General features: G+C 71.6%; 17 protein-coding genes. 10 read left to right on the top strand and 7 right to left on the bottom strand.

Annotation, left to right across the window (positions count from 1 at the left end):
- Positions 1-171: 171 nt before the first annotated feature.
- Complete coding sequence (locus MRBLMX7_RS14300; RefSeq protein WP_050722452.1) at positions 172-774, bottom strand: NUDIX hydrolase family protein; 603 nt, start codon at positions 772-774, stop codon at positions 172-174.
- Positions 775-871: 97 nt separating this feature from the next.
- Here MRBLMX7_RS14300 and MRBLMX7_RS14295 point away from each other — a divergent pair, with 97 nt between their 5' ends.
- Positions 872-1,528 (top strand): alpha/beta hydrolase, encoded by a 657-nt coding sequence (locus tag MRBLMX7_RS14295; RefSeq protein ID WP_363369473.1) that lies wholly within the window; start codon positions 872-874, stop codon positions 1,526-1,528.
- Positions 1,529-1,531: 3 nt separating this feature from the next.
- Here the strand turns inward: MRBLMX7_RS14295 and MRBLMX7_RS14290 are convergent, their stop codons facing one another.
- Positions 1,532-1,816, bottom strand: a complete 285-nt coding sequence (locus tag MRBLMX7_RS14290) for a hypothetical protein (RefSeq protein ID WP_363369471.1) — start codon at positions 1,814-1,816, stop codon at positions 1,532-1,534.
- 307 nt (positions 1,817-2,123) lie between these two features.
- Here MRBLMX7_RS14290 and MRBLMX7_RS14285 point away from each other — a divergent pair, with 307 nt between their 5' ends.
- Positions 2,124-3,806, top strand: coding sequence for an ABC-F family ATP-binding cassette domain-containing protein (locus tag MRBLMX7_RS14285; protein WP_363369470.1), 1,683 nt, complete (start codon positions 2,124-2,126; stop codon positions 3,804-3,806).
- A gap of 3 nt (positions 3,807-3,809) precedes the next feature.
- Here MRBLMX7_RS14285 and MRBLMX7_RS14280 read toward each other — a convergent pair whose 3' ends face one another.
- A complete protein-coding gene (locus tag MRBLMX7_RS14280; protein ID WP_363369468.1) occupies positions 3,810-4,220 on the bottom strand; it encodes a DUF6157 family protein in 411 nt (136 codons plus the stop codon).
- A 69-nt stretch (positions 4,221-4,289) separates the two neighbouring features.
- Between MRBLMX7_RS14280 and MRBLMX7_RS14275 the strand changes: the two genes are divergently transcribed.
- Positions 4,290-8,954, top strand: a complete 4,665-nt coding sequence (locus MRBLMX7_RS14275) for an ATP-dependent helicase (RefSeq protein WP_363369466.1) — start codon at positions 4,290-4,292, stop codon at positions 8,952-8,954.
- A gap of 154 nt (positions 8,955-9,108) precedes the next feature.
- Here the strand turns inward: MRBLMX7_RS14275 and MRBLMX7_RS14270 are convergent, their stop codons facing one another.
- The gene (locus tag MRBLMX7_RS14270; protein ID WP_363369464.1) at positions 9,109-9,843 is read right to left on the bottom strand and encodes a GntR family transcriptional regulator; all 735 of its coding nucleotides are present in this window, start codon (positions 9,841-9,843) and stop codon (positions 9,109-9,111) included.
- Between the two features lie 246 nt (positions 9,844-10,089).
- Between MRBLMX7_RS14270 and MRBLMX7_RS14265 the strand changes: the two genes are divergently transcribed.
- The 6 genes from MRBLMX7_RS14265 (at position 10,090) to MRBLMX7_RS14240 (ending at position 14,470) form a co-directional block, all read left to right on the top strand.
- Positions 10,090-10,764 (top strand): HAD family hydrolase, encoded by a 675-nt coding sequence (locus MRBLMX7_RS14265; RefSeq protein WP_363369462.1) that lies wholly within the window; start codon positions 10,090-10,092, stop codon positions 10,762-10,764.
- Positions 10,765-10,813: 49 nt separating this feature from the next.
- Positions 10,814-11,632: an EI24 domain-containing protein gene (locus MRBLMX7_RS14260; RefSeq protein WP_363369460.1), complete on the top strand. Its 819-nt coding sequence runs from the start codon at positions 10,814-10,816 to the stop codon at positions 11,630-11,632.
- A complete protein-coding gene (locus MRBLMX7_RS14255) occupies positions 11,632-12,405 on the top strand; it encodes a DNA-formamidopyrimidine glycosylase family protein (RefSeq protein WP_363369458.1) in 774 nt (257 codons plus the stop codon). The genes MRBLMX7_RS14260 and MRBLMX7_RS14255 overlap by 1 nt, the downstream gene beginning before the upstream one ends.
- A gap of 93 nt (positions 12,406-12,498) precedes the next feature.
- Complete coding sequence (locus MRBLMX7_RS14250) at positions 12,499-12,906, top strand: DapH/DapD/GlmU-related protein (RefSeq protein ID WP_050722444.1); 408 nt, start codon at positions 12,499-12,501, stop codon at positions 12,904-12,906.
- Positions 12,907-12,959: 53 nt separating this feature from the next.
- Complete coding sequence (locus MRBLMX7_RS14245) at positions 12,960-13,706, top strand: LysR substrate-binding domain-containing protein (protein WP_363369456.1); 747 nt, start codon at positions 12,960-12,962, stop codon at positions 13,704-13,706.
- Between the two features lie 44 nt (positions 13,707-13,750).
- Positions 13,751-14,470: a glutamine amidotransferase-related protein gene (locus MRBLMX7_RS14240; RefSeq protein WP_363369454.1), complete on the top strand. Its 720-nt coding sequence runs from the start codon at positions 13,751-13,753 to the stop codon at positions 14,468-14,470.
- A 76-nt stretch (positions 14,471-14,546) separates the two neighbouring features.
- Here MRBLMX7_RS14240 and MRBLMX7_RS14235 read toward each other — a convergent pair whose 3' ends face one another.
- Complete coding sequence (locus MRBLMX7_RS14235; protein ID WP_363369452.1) at positions 14,547-15,017, bottom strand: glutaminase; 471 nt, start codon at positions 15,015-15,017, stop codon at positions 14,547-14,549.
- Positions 15,018-15,093: 76 nt separating this feature from the next.
- Between MRBLMX7_RS14235 and purU the strand changes: the two genes are divergently transcribed.
- Positions 15,094-15,945: a formyltetrahydrofolate deformylase gene (purU, locus tag MRBLMX7_RS14230; RefSeq protein WP_050722441.1), complete on the top strand. Its 852-nt coding sequence runs from the start codon at positions 15,094-15,096 to the stop codon at positions 15,943-15,945.
- Positions 15,946-15,958: 13 nt separating this feature from the next.
- Here purU and MRBLMX7_RS14225 read toward each other — a convergent pair whose 3' ends face one another.
- Both MRBLMX7_RS14225 and MRBLMX7_RS14220 read right to left on the bottom strand, forming a co-directional pair.
- Entirely contained in the window at positions 15,959-16,360 is a 402-nt protein-coding gene (locus tag MRBLMX7_RS14225; protein WP_363369449.1) for a type II toxin-antitoxin system VapC family toxin, read from the bottom strand.
- Positions 16,357-16,614 (bottom strand): type II toxin-antitoxin system Phd/YefM family antitoxin, encoded by a 258-nt coding sequence (locus tag MRBLMX7_RS14220; protein ID WP_363369447.1) that lies wholly within the window; start codon positions 16,612-16,614, stop codon positions 16,357-16,359. The genes MRBLMX7_RS14225 and MRBLMX7_RS14220 overlap by 4 nt, the downstream gene beginning before the upstream one ends.
- Positions 16,615-16,637: the final 23 nt, after the last annotated feature.

Raw genomic sequence — 16,637 nt, 5'->3', positions numbered from 1 at the left:
CCCCGCCTGGTCACCCACGCCCCTGCTGGACGACGTACCTGAGCAGGGGCGTCGGCGACCAACAGGGGCGTCGGCGAGCGGGAGGCTTACGAGCAGGGGCGTCGGCGAGCGGGAGGCCTACGAGCAGGAGCGTCGGCGTGAGAAGGCGAGGGCGTCGGCCGGCAACACCGATCAGCGCAGAAGGCCGAGGTTGGCGAGCGCGAGGCGGATGAGCGTGCCGCGCCCACCCTCCATCTCGGCGGCGACCGCATCGGAGGCGGCGGCCTCGGGGGTGAACCAGGTGACCTCGAGCGCGTCCTGACGCGGTTCGCACGTGCCTGTGACCGGAACGACGAACGCCAGCGACACGGCGTGCTGCCTGTCGTCGTGGTACGCGCTCACGCCGGGCAGCGGGAAGTACTCCGCGACCGTGAACGGCAACGGCGACGCCGGCAGCAGCGGGAACGCCATGGGTCCGAGGTCGTTCTCGACGTGCCGGAAGAGCGCATCGCGGATCGTCTCGCCGAAGCGGACGCGACCCGACACGATCGTGCGGGTCATCTCGCCCAGCGGCGTGGAGCGGAGCAGGATGCCGATCTCGGTGACCTGCCCGGAACCGTCGGTGCGCACCGGGATCGCCTCGACGTAGAGCATCGGCAGGCGACGACGCGCTTCCTCGAGCTCGAACTCGCTGAGCCAGCCGGGGTTGCCGTCCGGCGCGGGCGGTTGCGCATCGCCGAAACCGCCGATGCCGTCGTCGGGCTCAGGATCGGGATCGGGTGTGCGGACGGCCATGTGTCCTTTCTACCAGCCGCACCTGCGCGTCGACAGCGACGACCGGCATACGGCTCCGGGCGGATCGGGTGTCGGCGGCCCCTGGCAGGATGGAGACGTGAGCGAGGAACTGAGAATCGACGGCGCCCTCACACGCTGGTCGACCGGCGAGCGCAGCGGGATGCCGCTGCTCGTGCTGCTGCACGGCTACGGCGCCGACGAGCACGACCTATTCGGACTCGTGCCCTACCTGCCCGAGGGCATCGCGGTGGCCGCCGTCGCCGCACCGCTCGCTCCCCCGTGGCCCATGCCCGGCCGCTCCTGGTACCCCATCGAAGGTCTCGACGGCCGCAGCTCGGCGAGTGTGACGGTCGCGGCCGAGGCGTTCCTGCGCTGGCTCGACGAGGATGCAGCGGATGCCGCATCCGTCGCCTTCCTCGGCTTCTCCCAGGGCGCTGCCGTGGCCTTGCAGGCGCTACGTCTCGACCCCGGCCGCGTCGGGGCGGTCGTGGCGCTGAGCGGCTATGTCGCGCCCGGGGACCTACCCCGCGACGAGGAGCTCGCCGAGCTCCGCCCGCACGTCTTCTGGGGTCGCGGCACGCACGACGATGTGATCCCCGAGGCACTCGTCGTGCACACCGCCGACTGGCTGCCCGGGCACTCCGAGCTGTCGGGCCGCGTCTACACTGGCCTCACGCACAGCATCTCCGAGGAGGAGCTCGGCGACGTCCACGCCTTCCTCGCGCGCTGGCTGGAACGCGTCGCCACAGGCTGACCGCTACCGCGCGCCGGGGCCGCCGATGTCGCGAGGGTCGTCCGGATCCTGGTCGAGCTCGTCTCCGGGCAGGCTCTCATCGCCCGGCATCCGCTTGTCCCGCCGCCACGGCGCCCGACTCAGCGCGACAGACAGCGAGAGGCCGATCACGAGGCCGATGCTGATCCCGACGATCATGTTGTCGAAGGTGACTCCGAGAGCGACGCCCACCCCCATGCCGATCGCGATCCCCGCACCCAACCCCATCCGGGCGCGCATCTCTTGAGGACTCGGTTCGCGGTCTGCCATGACTCCACCGTACGGAAGGCGACCGGCGGCGGCATCCCCCGCACGACGGAGCCTGCGACACGCCCGGGCGGTTGCGCAGACCGACACGCCCGGGTATGGTCGTCAGGTCCTGTCCGCCGTGTCTGGAAGTCCTTTGATCTGAATCGTCGCCCTCGCGCTCTCTCATCCGCGCGCTGACCCGACGACGCCTGTTCCACGGCCGACCACCGCCCGCCGTCTTTCTGACGGCATCCGCTTCTTGCGGTCCCCGATTGCGGGGACCCGGGCGATCGGTGTCAGTGCACCCTCGCACTCGACAGGAGACCCCATGACCACCCCCACCCTCCATTCCTCCGTCACGCTCGACCGCGTAAGCCTCATCTGGCCGGACGGCTCCACGGCCCTCGATGCCGTATCCGGATCGTTCGGCACGGGGCGCACCGGCCTCGTCGGCCGCAACGGCGCCGGCAAGTCCACGCTGCTGCGCCTCATGGCCGGCGAGCTCGCCCCGACGTCCGGCGTCCTGTCGACGACGGGCGAGGTCGCGTACCTGCCGCAGCAGCTCACGCTCGACGTGGATCGTCGAGTGGCGGAGCTACTGGGCGTCGCCGAGACGCTCGACGCCGTACGTGCGATCACGGCGGGCGACGTCGACCCCGCGCACTTCGACACGGTCGGCGACGACTGGGACATCGAGGCGCGCGCCGAAGTGGCGCTGGCCGAGGCCGGACTCGCCCCCGACTTCCTCGACCGTCGCGTCGGAGAGCTGTCGGGCGGCGAGGCCGTGCTCGTCGCGATCGCCGGCATCCGTCTGCGACGTGCGCCGATCACCCTGCTGGACGAGCCGACGAACAACCTCGATCGGGACGCACGGGCCGCGCTCGCGGCGATGGTGCGCGCCTGGAAGGGCACACTGATCGTCGTGAGCCACGACCTGTCGCTGCTCGAGCTCATGGACGACACGGCCGAGCTCTACGCCCAGACGCTGAGCGTGTTCGGCGGACCGTACTCCGAATGGCGCGCCTGGTTGGATGCCGAACAGGACGCCGCGCGCCAGGCCGAGGCGACCGCCAGACAGGAGTTCCGCAAGGAGAAGCGTCAGCGCATCGAGGCCGAGGTCAAGCTCGCACACCGTGCGCGCACGGCGAAGAAGGCCGAGATCGAGAAGCGGGTGCCGAAGATCATCGCACACGGGCGGCGCGGTGCCGCCGAGGTGTCAGCCGGTCGGCTGCGTACCGAGGTCGCCGGTAAGGAGGATGCCGCGCGGGCGGCGCTCGACGACGCGGGACGCCGCATCCGCTCCGACGCCTCGATGAAGATCGAGCTGCCGGACCCGCAGGTGTCGCCCGGCCGCCGCATCGCCGAACTCGGCGACGGCGAGCGCACCTGGGTCGTGCAGGGCCCGGAGCGGGTCGCGCTGATCGGACGCAACGGCGCCGGCAAGACGACGCTGCTGGAGCGGTTGGTGCACCCGGGGCTCGACAACTCCGGAGAGCCGGGCGCCGGGGGGTCGGAGTCGCCGGGAACCGCCGCTGGCGGCGCGGATCTCCGGAGTTGTGGACGACCGCAGGTGGCGACCGCGCTGCCGCTGACGGATCGGATCGGCTACCTGCCCCAACGGGTCGACGGGCTCGACGAGACGCGGTCGGTGTTCGAGAACATCGCGGATGCCGCGCCGCACGTTCCCGAGAAGGAGCTACGCAACCGCCTGGCGCGGTTCCTGATCCGCGGGGCGACCGCCGACCGGCCGGTGTCCGCGTTGTCGGGCGGCGAACGGTTCCGGGTGGCGCTCGCGAAGCTGCTGCTGTCGGACCCGCCGCCGCACCTGGTGCTGCTCGACGAGCCGACGAACAACCTCGACATCGACACGGTCGACCAGCTCGTGGAGGCGCTGCGCGCGTATCGGGGCGCGGTGCTCGTGGTGAGTCACGACGACGCGTTCCTCTCCCGGCTCGACCTCGACCTCACGCTCGAGATCGACGGCGAGGGGATGCTGCGGCAGGTGGACTGACCCTCAGGCCCGCCGGCTCCGCATCGCCCTCGTGTGGGCAACCGCGGGGTCGGCGGCGCGGAGCGTGTACTCCTCGGACTCGCGCGGCACCAGAGCGACGCGTCCCTCCTCGTCGTGGTCGAGTCCCCAGCCGTAGCGCTTGCCGAGCGGCGAGGACCGCAGGCACGGCTGTCCCTTTGCGAAGAACGCCTCGCGCGCGGCGGCGTCGTCGGGGTCGATGCCCTGGCGCAGCGCGTGGGTCGTGAAGATCACGTCGTCGGACGTGCGACCGTAGGGCTGCTCGGCGATCAGCCGGTAGTGCAGCGCGGCGATCGTCGGCTTCTCGCCGGTGGGCGGTTCTTCGGCATGATCGACCGGGCAGTCCTCGGCGACCTCGATGAACGTGGTGCGGTAGTTCGTGGTGTGCGCGGCCATGCCTACAGCATGCTCCCGACCTCGGACAATCCGGAACCCGATGTCGGCGGCACCCGCGATGATGGAGGGATGGGTGACGTCCTCGAGCGCTTCACCCCGGCCACGCAGGACTGGTTCCGGGGTGCGTTCACCGCGCCCACGCCCGCGCAGGCCGGCGCGTGGGAGGCGATCTCGCAGGGCAAGCACGCGCTCGTGGTCGCTCCGACCGGATCGGGCAAGACGCTCTCGGCGTTCCTCTGGGCGATCGACAGTGTGTTCCGCGAGCGCATCGCCGCGGGAGCCGTCGCCGGCGAGAAGGAGAGGAAGGCGAAGAAGGATGCCGAGGCGTCGCGCACCCGCATCCTCTACATCTCTCCGCTCAAGGCGCTGGGCGTCGACGTCGAGCGCAACCTGCGTTCCCCGTTGATCGGGATCGGTCAGTCCGCCCGGCGGCTGGACATGCCGGCACCGGCGGTGACGGTCGGGGTCCGCTCCGGCGACACGACGTCGAGCGATCGGCGCAAGCTCGTGTCGGATCCGCCCGACATCCTCATCACGACGCCCGAGTCGCTGTACCTCATGCTCACGAGCCGTGCCGGGGACACGCTGCGCGACGTGCACACCGTCATCATCGACGAGGTGCACGCGGTCGCGGCGACCAAGCGCGGAGCGCACCTCGCGGTGAGCCTCGAACGGCTCGACGCGCTGCGCGCAGCGCACGGGCACGAGCAGCCGGCGCAGCGCATCGGCCTGTCGGCGACCGTGCGACCGATCGACGAGGTCGCGCGCTTCCTCGGCGGCGCGGCCCCCGTCGAGATCGTCGCCCCACCCGCCTCGAAGACCTTCGAGCTCGGGGTGGTCGTGCCGATGGACGACATGACCAACCCGCCCCCGCCGCCCGGGGCCTCCACCACGACCGCCGACGAGGATGCCGCCGAGTACACCGAGGTCACGGGCTCGGTGTGGCCGCACGTGGAGGAGGCGATCGTCGACCGCATCCTGCAGAACAACTCCACGATCGTGTTCTCGAACTCCCGCCGACTGGCCGAGCGACTGACCGGCCGGCTCAACGAGATCTACTCCGAACGCATCGGCGTCCCCCTCCCCGACCAGACCGTGCCGGCGTCGATGATGGCGCAGGCCGGGGCCACGGCGGGCGCCGATCCCGTGCTCGCGAAGGCCCATCACGGCTCGGTGTCGAAGGAGCAGCGCGCCCAGGTCGAGGAGGAGCTGAAGTCCGGGGTCCTCCGCTGCGTGGTCGCGACGAGCAGCCTCGAACTCGGCATCGACATGGGCGCGGTCGACCTCGTGATCCAGGTCGAGGCCCCGCCCTCCGCCGCCTCCGGCCTGCAGCGTGTGGGCCGGGCGGGCCACCAGGTCGGCGAGATCAGCCGCGCTGCGCTGTTCCCCAAGCACCGCGGGGACGTGCTGCACACGGCGATCGTGACCGAGCGGATGCTGGCGGGCAAGATCGAGGCGATCCAGGTGCCCCGCAACCCGCTCGACATCCTGGCTCAGCAGACGGTCGCGGCCAGCGCGCTCGGGGCGATCAGCGTCGAGGAGTGGTTCGAGACCGTGCGACGGTCCGCACCGTTCCAGTCGCTCCCCCGTTCGGCGTACGAGGCGACGCTCGACCTCCTTGCCGGGCGCTTCCCCTCCGACGAGTTCGCCGAGCTGCGCCCTCGGCTCGTCTGGGACCGGGATGCCGGAACGCTGACGGGTCGGCCCGGCGCGCAGCGCATCGCGGTCACGAGCGGCGGCACCATCCCCGACCGCGGGCTGTTCGGCGTCTTCGTCGCAGGAGAGTCCACGGGCGCGCGGGTCGGCGAGCTCGACGAGGAGATGGTCTACGAGTCGCGGGTGGGAGACGTGTTCACGCTCGGCACGACCAGCTGGCGGATCGCCGAGATCACGCACGACCGAGTCAACGTGATCCCCGCCTACGGACAGCCGGGCAAGGTGCCGTTCTGGCACGGCGACGGCATCGGCCGCCCGTTCGAGCTGGGTGAGGCACTCGGGAAGTTCTCCCGTGAAGTGTCGTCGGCTGCCCCCGAGAAGGCTGCGCAGCGGCTGATCGAGGCCGGTCTCGACGAGCAGGCTCGGGCGAACCTCATGGCCCACCTGACCGAGCAGCGGGAGGCCACGGGCACGCTTCCGACGGATCGCTCGCTCACGGTCGAGCGGGGGCACGACGAGGTCGGCGACTGGCGCGTGATCCTGCATTCCCCGTACGGCATGAAGGTGCATGCGCCGTGGGCGCTCGCGATCAACGCCCGAGTGCGGGAGCGCCTGGGCGTCGAGGGATCGGCGGTCGCGAGCGACGACGGCATCATCGTCCGCCTGCCGGATGCGGAGTCCGAGCCGCCCGGAGCCGAGCTCTTCGTGTTCGACCCCGACGAGCTCGAGCAGCTCGTCACGCAGGAGGTCGGCGGCTCCGCGCTCTTCGCCTCCCGGTTCCGCGAGTGCGCAGCGCGAGCTCTGCTTATGCCCCGCACCAACCCCAACCGCCGTACGCCCCTGTGGCAGCAGCGGCAACGGTCCGCGCAGCTGCTCGAAGTCGCACGACGGCATCCGACGTTCCCGGTGATCCTGGAGACCCTGCGCGAGGTACTGCAGGACGTCTACGACCTGCCGTCGCTGCGGCGGCTCGCGACCTCGATCGCCGATCGTCGCATCCGGCTCGTCGAGACCCAGCCCTCGCAGCCGTCGCCCTACGCTCGCGACCTGCTGTTCGGCTACGTCGGCGCGTTCATGTACGAGGGCGACTCGCCGCTGGCCGAGCGACGCGCCGCCGCACTCTCGGTCGATCCGGCGCTCCTCGGCGAGCTGCTCGGCACGGTCGAGCTGCGCGAGCTGCTCGACCCCGCGGTGATCGCGCAGTTCGAACGCGAGGTGCAGCGGCTCGACCCCGAACGGCGAGCGCGAGGGCTCGAGGGGGTGGCCGACCTGCTGCGCGTGCTCGGCCCGCTGGACGCCGCGGAGGTGGCGCTGCGTCTGGAACGTGCGACCGAGACGACGACGGACACCGCGCTCGACACCGCGACGGATGCCGACACCGGTGCGATGATCGAGGCTGCCACGGCCCATCTCGACGCCCTCGTCGCCGCGCGACGCGCGATCCCCGTGACGATCGCGGGCACCACGCGCATCGCGGCGATCGAAGACGCCGGACGTCTGCGCGATGCACTCGGAGCCGCGCTGCCCACCGGCATCCCTGTGGCGTTCCTCGAGCCGATGGCCGATCCGCTGGGCGACCTCGTGGCGCGCTACGCGCGCACGCACGGTCCGTTCACGACCGATGCGCTCGCCTCACGGCTCGGCATCGGCGCCGCGGTCGCCCGGCACACGCTGCAGCGCCTCGAGCACTCCGGCCGGCTGACGAGCGGGTACTTCCTGCCCGAGGCCTCGGGGTCGGGCAGCGAGACCGAGTGGTGCGACACCGAGGTGCTGCGGCGGCTGCGGATGCGGTCGCTCGCAGCCATCCGCGGCAGCGTCGAGCCCGTCTCCCCGGAGGCCTATGCGCGGTTCCTGCCCGACTGGCAGCACCTGCATCGTCCGTTGGAAGGCATCGACGGCGTGCTCACGGTCATCGAGCAGTTCGCAGGTGTACCGATCCCCGCGAGCGCCTGGGAGTCGCTCGTGCTTCCGTCGCGGGTGCGCGACTACTCCCCCGCCCTGCTCGACGAGCTCACGGCCGCCGGTGAGGTCATCTGGTCGGGACACGGCACCCTGCCCGGCCGCGACGGGTGGGTCTCGCTGCATCCTGCCGACCTCGCGCCCTTCACCCTGCCCGAACCCGACTCGGAGATCGCCGCGGACTCGCTCGAGGCCCGCGTGCTCGAGGCGCTCGGCGCGGGAGGGGCGTACTTCGCCGCTCAGCTCCGCGACATGACCGGCGCCGAGAACGAGCAGTCCGTGCTCGAGGCACTCTGGAACCTCACCTGGGCCGGGCGCGTCACGAACGACACGTTCGCCCCGATCCGCTCCCTGCTCGCGGGCGGGTCGCAGGCGCATCGCGTCACGCGCCGCGCTCCGCGCACCCGGGCCTACCGAGGCATGTCGCTCGCGCGTCCCACACCGCGCCCCTCCTCCGTCGGCGGGCGCTGGTCGCTGCTCCCCGGGATCGAGACGGATGCCACGCGCCGCGCGACCGTCACTGCGGGCCTGCTGCTCGACCGCTACGGCGTCGTGACCCGCGGCGCCGTGCAGTCCGAAGGCGTTCCCGGAGGCTTCGCGCAGGCCTACCGCGTGCTCGCGGGTTTCGAGGAGGCCGGTCACTGCCGTCGCGGCTACGTGATCGAGAAGCTCGGCGCCGCGCAGTTCGCGGCCTCCGCCACCGTCGACCGCCTCCGCACCTTCGCGGGTCTCGCCGATCCGCCGCCCCGGCTCGCCGTCACGCTCGCGGCCACCGACCCGGCGAACCCCTATGGCGCGGCTCTGGGCTGGCCGCGCCGCGACGACGTCTCGCACCGGCCCGGACGCAAGGCCGGTGGACTCGTCGTACTCGTCGACGGCGCGCTCGTGCTGTACCTGGAACGCGGCGGACGCACCGTGCTCTGCTTCACCGACGACAGCGAGATCCTCCAGGCGGCCGCCGCCGACCTCGTCGCCACCTCCCGCGCCCGTCGCCTCGACACGCTCACGGTCGAGAAGGTCAACGGCGAAGGTGTCTACGGCACCGAGCTCGCGACCGCGCTGCAGGAGGCCGGGTTCGTCGCGACCCCACGCGGCTACACGCTCCGCAAGGCGATCTGAGGGACTCCCGCAGGGCGATCTGAGGAACTCCCCACAACGCGATCTGCGAGACTCCGAGGTCTCGGCTCCTCCCCGCGCCCGCAGGCCTGCGAGCTCACCGACCGCGACCTCACAGGCACGCGACCTCACCGACCGCGACGCCACCCGCCCGCTGTCACCCCGTCTGCCGGGTGAGTGACATGCCCTGCAGCGACGACTGCACCTGGAACGACATCACATCGGGCAGGTAGCGATCGTCGCCCGCCTCGATCGCCCGCCCGTCCGCAGCGTAGCTGACCCGGTTCACCCGCAGCAGCGGGCTCGACCGCCGCACGTCGAGCAGACGGGCGTCTTCGCTGGGGGCGGCGATCGCATCGATCGTGTGCTCGCCGTGCACCATGCGCACGCCGCGCTCTTCGAGGGCGCCGACGACCGAGGGCTCCTCCGGCGACAGATCCTCGACGAGCGGCGCGATCCACGACGGGTACGCGGTGCGCTCGAGCATCACGACCCGTCCGTTCAGCATCCGCAGGCGCACGACCTCGAGCACGTCGCCGATGCCGTGCCCACCGCGGAACCGCCGGACCTCGTGCGCGGTGGCCGCACGTCTCCGCTGCTCGACGACCCGTCCGCCCGGTTCCATGCCCCGACTCCGCGCCCACTGCGCGAACGACCGCATCTCCGAGAAGCGCTGGCTCAGCCCCGTCGTGCGCACGAGCCATCCGGACCCGCGTCGGGGGGCGATCGCGCCCTGCCTCGCCATGAGCACCAGCGCGTTGCGCACGGTCCCTCGAGACACCTCGTAGGTCACGGCGAGCTGCGCCTCTGCGGGCAGCATCCCGGTGGCGTCGAAGGCGCCGTCGGCGATCTGCATGGTGAGGTCGCGGGCGATCTCCCGGTACCGGTGCACGGTTTCTCCTCTCTACGGCGCCGGGTCGGATGCGGGCCGGTCCGCGGTCAGCGTAGCCCCGCGGCGGCGCGCGGATCCGCCTGTGCGACAGCATCCTGCACACCTGCACGCACCTGTCCGCGGAGTTTCCCGCGGCGTTCTCCTCGCGTTCACCCGCCGTTCCCGCTCAGTCCGGGCGGCGTCCTCCTGCCCCCGCGGAGATGGGGGCAGCGGTCCGTGGAGATCGACGCGACCGGAGGACGACCCATGACACACGATCCCGCGCCCCGATGGGGCGTCCTGAGCGACATGGACGGCACACTCCTCGACACCGAGAGCACGTGGCTGCGCGTCATCGAACGTTTCGTGAACGACCACGATGGAGCGGATGCCGTGGGCCTGGCCGCCGCCTCCGAGGGTCTCGACCTCGATCGCGCCGCGGCGCTGCTGAGCGAGCGCCTGGACCTCCGCGAGCCGCAGTCCGCGATCGCCCTCGACCTGGACCGTCGGGCTCTCGCGGCCTACGCCGAATCGGTCACGTGGCGTCCGGGAGCTCCCGCCCTTCTGCGCGCGCTGACGGAGGCCTCGGTGCCGCTCGCTCTCGTGACGTCGTCGCCGCGGCACTGGGTCGATCGCTTCGCGGAGAGCGTCGATCTGTCGGCGTTCCGGGTGTCGATCACGGCCGACGACTCCGTCCGCACGAAGCCGGCCCCGGATCCCTATCTCGACGGCGCTGCCGCACTGGGCCTCGACGCCGGACGCTGCGTCGTGCTCGAGGACTCCCAGGTCGGTGCGTGGTCGGCCGTGTCGGCAGGCTGCACGACCGTCGTGGTGGGCGACCCCGCCCGGAGCCTCCCACCCGGGGTCCACCGGGTCTCGTCATTGGAGCACGTGGATGTGGGGATGCTGCAGACGATCGTCCAACGCTCCGCGGCGTCCTGAGCGCGAGGTGCTCCCGCCGGGTGTCGGAGCCGTCTCCTAGGCTGGTCGCATGATCCGCGAGTTCGGCGAGGGCGTCCGCATGCTGCTGCGCGGCTTCGGCACCTGGCGCTCCCGTCCCCGGCTCATGGCGCTCGGCCTCGTGCCTGCGGTCATCGCCGCCGTGCTGCTGCTCGCGGCGCTGATCCCCCTGGCGCTCTCACTCGGCACGATCGCCGACGCACTCACCCCGTTCGCCGACGGCTGGGTCGAGCCCTGGCGCGGCCTGTTCCGCGGGGTCGTCGGTATCGTGCTCTTCGCCGCGGCCCTCGCTCTGGCGAGCACGGTGTTCAGCGCTCTGGCGCTCGCGATCGGAGACCCCTTCTATCAGCGCATCTGGCGGGCGGTGGAGGCCGATCTGGGCGATGCGCCCTCCGCCGACGGCGGCGGGTTCTGGACGGCGCTGGGCGAGGGCATCCGGCTCGTGCTGCTCGGCGTCCTCGTGGCGATCGTCGTGCTGCTCCTCGGTTTCGTGCCGCTCGTCGGCGGACTCCTCGGCCCGGTGATGGGTGTCACCCTCACGGGGCGGCTGCTGGCGCGCGAGCTCACCGCTCGGGCGTTCGACGCCCGCGAGCTGTCGCCCGCCGATCGCGCCGCGCTGTTCCGCGGCAGTCGCGCGCGGGTGCTGGGCTTCGGGGTCGCGACGCAGCTCTGCTTCCTGATCCCCGGGGGTGCGGTCGCCGTGATGCCCGCCGCGGTCGCCGGCTCGACGATCCTCGCCCGAACGATGCTGCAGCGCACCACTCTCGCTCCGCCGCCGCCCGCGCCGGACGCCACGGCCGCGCCGCTCCCGCCGCCCGCCGGGCACTCCTCCGGCACGGGAGCCGTCTGATGCCCGAGGGCGACACCGTCTTCCGCACCGCCCGACGCCTGGAGGATGCGCTCGTCGGATCGGAGGTCACGCGCTTCGACCTCCGCGTGCCCCAAGCCGCGACCGTCGACCTCACAGGCCAGCCGATCGTCTCCTCGGGCGCCCGGGGGAAGCATCTGCTGCTGCGGATCGGCGACAGCACGCTGCATTCCCATCTGCGCATGGATGGCGCCTGGCTCGTGTATCGACCGGGCGAGAAGTGGCGGCATCCAGCCTTCAAGGTCCGCGCGATCGTCGGTACGGCGCAGCGCGAGGCCGTGGGCATCGACCTGGCCGAGATCGAGGTCGTGCCGACCCGCGACGAGCAGCAGCTGATCGGCCATCTGGGTCCCGATCCACTCGCTCCCGACTGGGATGCGGCCGAAGCGGTGCGGCGACTGAGTGCCGACACGCGCAGCATCCACGTCGCGCTCCTCGACCAGCGCAACGTCGCCGGGTTCGGCAACGAGTACGCGGCGGAGCTCTTGTTCCTGAGGGGCGTGCTGCCCACGACGCCGACTCCCGAGGTCGACGTCGCAGCGCTCATCGAGCTCGGGGTCCGCACGATACGCGCGAACCGCGATCGTCGCCATCGCACCTTCACGGGTGTCGACCGGCCGGGCCAGGGCACCTGGGTGTACGGCCGCTCCGGCCGCCCCTGCCGACGCTGCGGCACCCTCATCCGCCGCGGCGAGCTGGGCGCCGATCCGACGCGCGAGCGCGTGACCTTCTGGTGCCCCGTCTGCCAGCGCTGAGGCGACACATCCGTCCCATCCATTCCGGGGAATGAATCCGAACCACTCATGGTTGTTCATATATCCGGGAGACTCCGGAGCACGGGAGGAATCGTGGGCAAGAACTACGTCGACATCGAGAACGACCGAGGCGACACGCTGCGCTACCGCAAGCACGCCAACGGTCGGGGTCTCGTCGCGCACGGCGCGAAGGTCCATCCGAAGGCGCACATCGAAGCGGGCGCTTACATCGAACCCGGCGCGCGCGTCGGCGCCGGGGCGTCCATCGCCCGCGGCGCGTGGATCGAACCGGATGCCGTGATCGGCGAGGGCGCGTTCATCGACGCGCACGCACACATCGGCGAGGGCGCGGCCGTGGGAGACCACGCGCACATCGGCGTCCGCACCGAGGTCGGGGCCGGGGCACGCATCGTGCGCGGCGCGCGGATCGGCGACGACGAGACGGTCGCGGCCGGTCTGACCATCGCCACGACGCCGAAGGGCCTGTGGCTCGCGGCGTGATCGGGTGACGGATCAGCGTCGCCTGGAGCCGCGCGGCGGGTAGCCTGGAGCGCATGGCGACCCAGGGACGACGACCGGCGCGCGGCGGGGGCAAGGGGTCCGGACGGGGCACGCCCGTGCGGCGCAACAAGGCCGCGCCCGCGCAGCGGTTCCCGCCGCCCAAGCCACCGCGCAAGACCGCGGATGTCGTGTTCGACGCGCCCGCACCCGAAGAGCCCCGAACGTTCCGGCTCGGAGCCGTCCCCGGAGCGACCCCCGGCAAGTGGATCGACGCGTGGAAGCAGCGGATGCCGCACGTGCCGCTCGAACTCGTCCCGATCGAGGTCGCGGGGCAGCGAACCGCGCTCGACGGGCTCGACGCCGCGCTCGTGCGCCTTCCCCTCGCGGATGACGATCTGCACGTCATCGCGCTCTACGAGGAGGTGCCCGTCGTCGTCGCCTCGAACGAGTCGCACCTGCTGGCGGCAGAGGAGCTCGCGATCGCCGACCTCGCGGGCGAGGTCGTGCTCGCGCTGACCGACGACGCACTCATCCCCTTCGACATCGCGGATGCCGTCGCACCGCGCTTCTCCGCGATGACGACCGCGGACGCGATCGCGACCGCCGCCACGGGCACGGGCGTCGCGATCGTACCCATGTCCCTGGCGCGCCTGCACCACCGCAAGGACGTCGAGCACCGGCCCCTCGCCGACGGTCCGACGTCGACCGTGGCCCTCGCCTGGCTGCGCGATCGGACGACGCCGGACGTCGAGACGTTCGTGGGGATCGTGCGCGGCCGCACCGCCAACTCGTCCCGGTGACGCCCGCGTCCGGAGGGGTCCCTCGCGCTCGTTAGACTCGCGTGGTGGTCTCGCTTCTCTACGTCTGCGTGCGTCCCGAGCTCGGGGCGGCGGATGCCGAGCACGCCTCGTTCCGACGGGCTCTCGGCGTGGATGTCGTCGACCGTCTCGACCTGCTCACGCAGCGCCTCGACACGGTCGACCTGACCCGCTACCGGGGCGTCGTCGTGGGCGGGTCGCCGTTCAACGTGAGCGATGAGCACAAGCCGACCGAGCAGCTCCGCGTCGAAGCCGACCTCGAGACTCTCGCGCGGCTCGCGATCGACCAGCGCATCGCAGTGTTCTTCACGTGCTTCAGCATCGGCGTCGTGACGCGGATGCTGGGAGGCGAGGTCACGACGGCGACACCCGAGCCCGCGAGCGCGACCGTGATCGAGACGACCGCGGCGGGTTCTGCCGACCCGGTCTTCGGCCCCAGCGCGCCGGCGCTCACGGTCTTCACGGCGCACAAGGAATCCGCGGCGTCGCTGCCCGACGGCGCTGTGCTGCTCGCGACGAACGCCGCGTGCCCGGTGCAGGCGTACCGCGTGGGCACGCACCTGTACACGGCGCAGTTCCACCCGGAGCCGACGCCGCGGGACTTCGCCGACCGCATGACGTTCTACCGCACGACCGGGTACTTCGACCCGGAGGAGTTCGACCTCGTGCAGGGCCAGGTGCTCGCGGCCTCCGTCACGGAGGGCGCCGCGCTGCTGCGACGCTTCGCGGAGACGTTCGCCGGGTGACATCGAAGGCGGCGCCGGGGCGTTTCGCCTCGTCACTGCGCTCCTCGCTCAACGACCGGGAACGCCTCGCTCTCGCTCAGCCCCGAAGGAGCTCCACCCGCTCGCGCAGGTAGGTCTCGAGCTGCATCCATCCACCGGCTGTGCTCCAGCGCACCGAGGGCACGCCGTCGACGACTGCGAGCGGACCGGATGCTCCGCCGGCATCCACCGCATCCACGTCGATCACGGTCCACCCCACGTGCGCGACCTCGCCCTCGTCGAACCCGCCGCGCAGGGCGAGCGCCCGACGCGCGGCTCGCTCGCGCGCGGACTCGGCCGTGTAGCCGCGTCGACCCGGGTCCGCGGCGCGCAGCACCTCGGCCGTCGCGAGCGCGTGCGTGTCGGTGAGCAACAGCACGCCGAGGTGCCAGACCCGGCCGATCTTCACGATGCGGTGGCCGCGCCAGCGCGATTCCCGCTCCTCCCCGAGCCCTTCGGTCGGAGCGCCCTGCAGAGCTGCGCGCGCCTCGGCGAGCAGCCGCGAGGCGAGGGGTGCGGGCGTCTCCATCCCTCCAGGGTATGGCGGCGATTCGCCCGGGGGTCGCATCCACGGCAGAATCGATGCACACCCCGAGGAGTCCTCCATGCCCCAGCCCGACACCGCCCGCCTGCTGATCGCCTGCGACGACCAGCCCGGCATCGTCGCCGCCGTCGCCGGCGTGCTCGCACAGCACGGCGCGAACATCATCTCGCTCGACCAGCACTCGACGGACTCCGAGGGCGGACGCTTCTTCCAGCGCACCGTCATCCACCTGCCCGGTCTCGCCGCGGCCCGCACCGCGCTCGAAGCCGATCTCGAGCGGGTCGCCGAGCGCTTCGGCATGGAGTGGTCGCTGCATGACACCGCCCGCCGCAAGCGCGTCGCTATCTTCGTGTCGAAGTACGACCACTGCCTCATGGAGCTGCTGTGGCGCACGCAGCGCGGACAGCTCGACATCGACGTGACGATGGTCGTCTCGAACCACCCCGACCTCGCGGAGGCCGTCCGGTCGTTCGGCGTGCCGTTCGTGCACATCCCCTCGGGCGACAAGGAGTCCATGGAGCAGCGCCAGCTGGAGCTGCTCCGCGGCAACGTCGACCTCGTGGTGCTCGCGCGCTACATGCAGATCCTCACGGACGATTTCATCGAGCGCCTCGAGGCGCCGGTGATCAACATCCACCACTCGTTCCTGCCCGCGTTCATCGGCGCGAACCCCTATGCGCGTGCGAAGGAGCGGGGCGTCAAGCTCATCGGAGCCACGGCGCACTACGCGACGGCCGACCTCGACGAGGGGCCGATCATCGAGCAGGACGTCACGCGCGTCACCCACTCCGAATCGGCCGCCGAACTGCAGCGCCGCGGCGCCGACGTCGAGCGTCTCGTGCTCGCGCGCGCCGTGCAGTGGCACGCGGAGGACCGCGTGATCGTGCACGGCCGCTCGACCGTCATCCTCTAGCGACGGAGAGCTTTCAGCCCGAACCGGCGTCGTCGATCACGTCGACGGCGAGACCGTGCGACGCGGATGCGAGCCTTCGGTCGTTCGTCCAGAACTCCGTGCATCCCGAGAGCTGCGCTGCGGCGAGATGCAGGGCGTCCGGCGTCTTGACCCCGAAGTCCGCGCGGAGCTCAGCGGCACGCACGAAGACTGCGGTGTCGAGGGGGATGCTCTCGAGGTGATCGAAGAGCGCCAGATATCGATCCCGCACCTCGAGGTTCCGCTCCCGGATCGGGAGCACGAGGCACTCCTGCAGCGCGAGCGGACTCGACGCCACCGTCTCGTCCATGCTTCGAAGCCGTCGGCGAACGGCATCGCCGCGGGGCCCTGCGTCCTCGAGCGCGTGCATCAGGATGCAGGAGTCGAGATAGATCATTCCCAGGCGTCCCGGTTCTCGGCGACCTGCGCGTCGATCTCGCGTGCGAGGCGCGAGAGTCGCGGGGGGAGCGGTGAACTCTCGATCCATTCCACGAGCAGTCGTCCGCTCTGAATCATGTCGACGGGGCCGACCGGCACGAGTCGTGCCACCGGCGTCCCGCGGCGGGTGATGACGACGTCCTCGCCGCTCTGCGACTCCACGATCAAGCGTGAGAGGTTGTTCCTCGCGTCGAGAACGTTGTGAGTTGACATGCGCACATTCTAGCCAGATATGT

Source organism: Microbacterium sp. LMX7-1.2 (genome assembly GCF_040675935.1).
In the GTDB taxonomy this organism is placed as follows: Bacteria; Actinomycetota; Actinomycetes; order Actinomycetales; family Microbacteriaceae; genus Microbacterium.
This window is presented reverse-complemented; position numbering and strand designations above follow the sequence as displayed.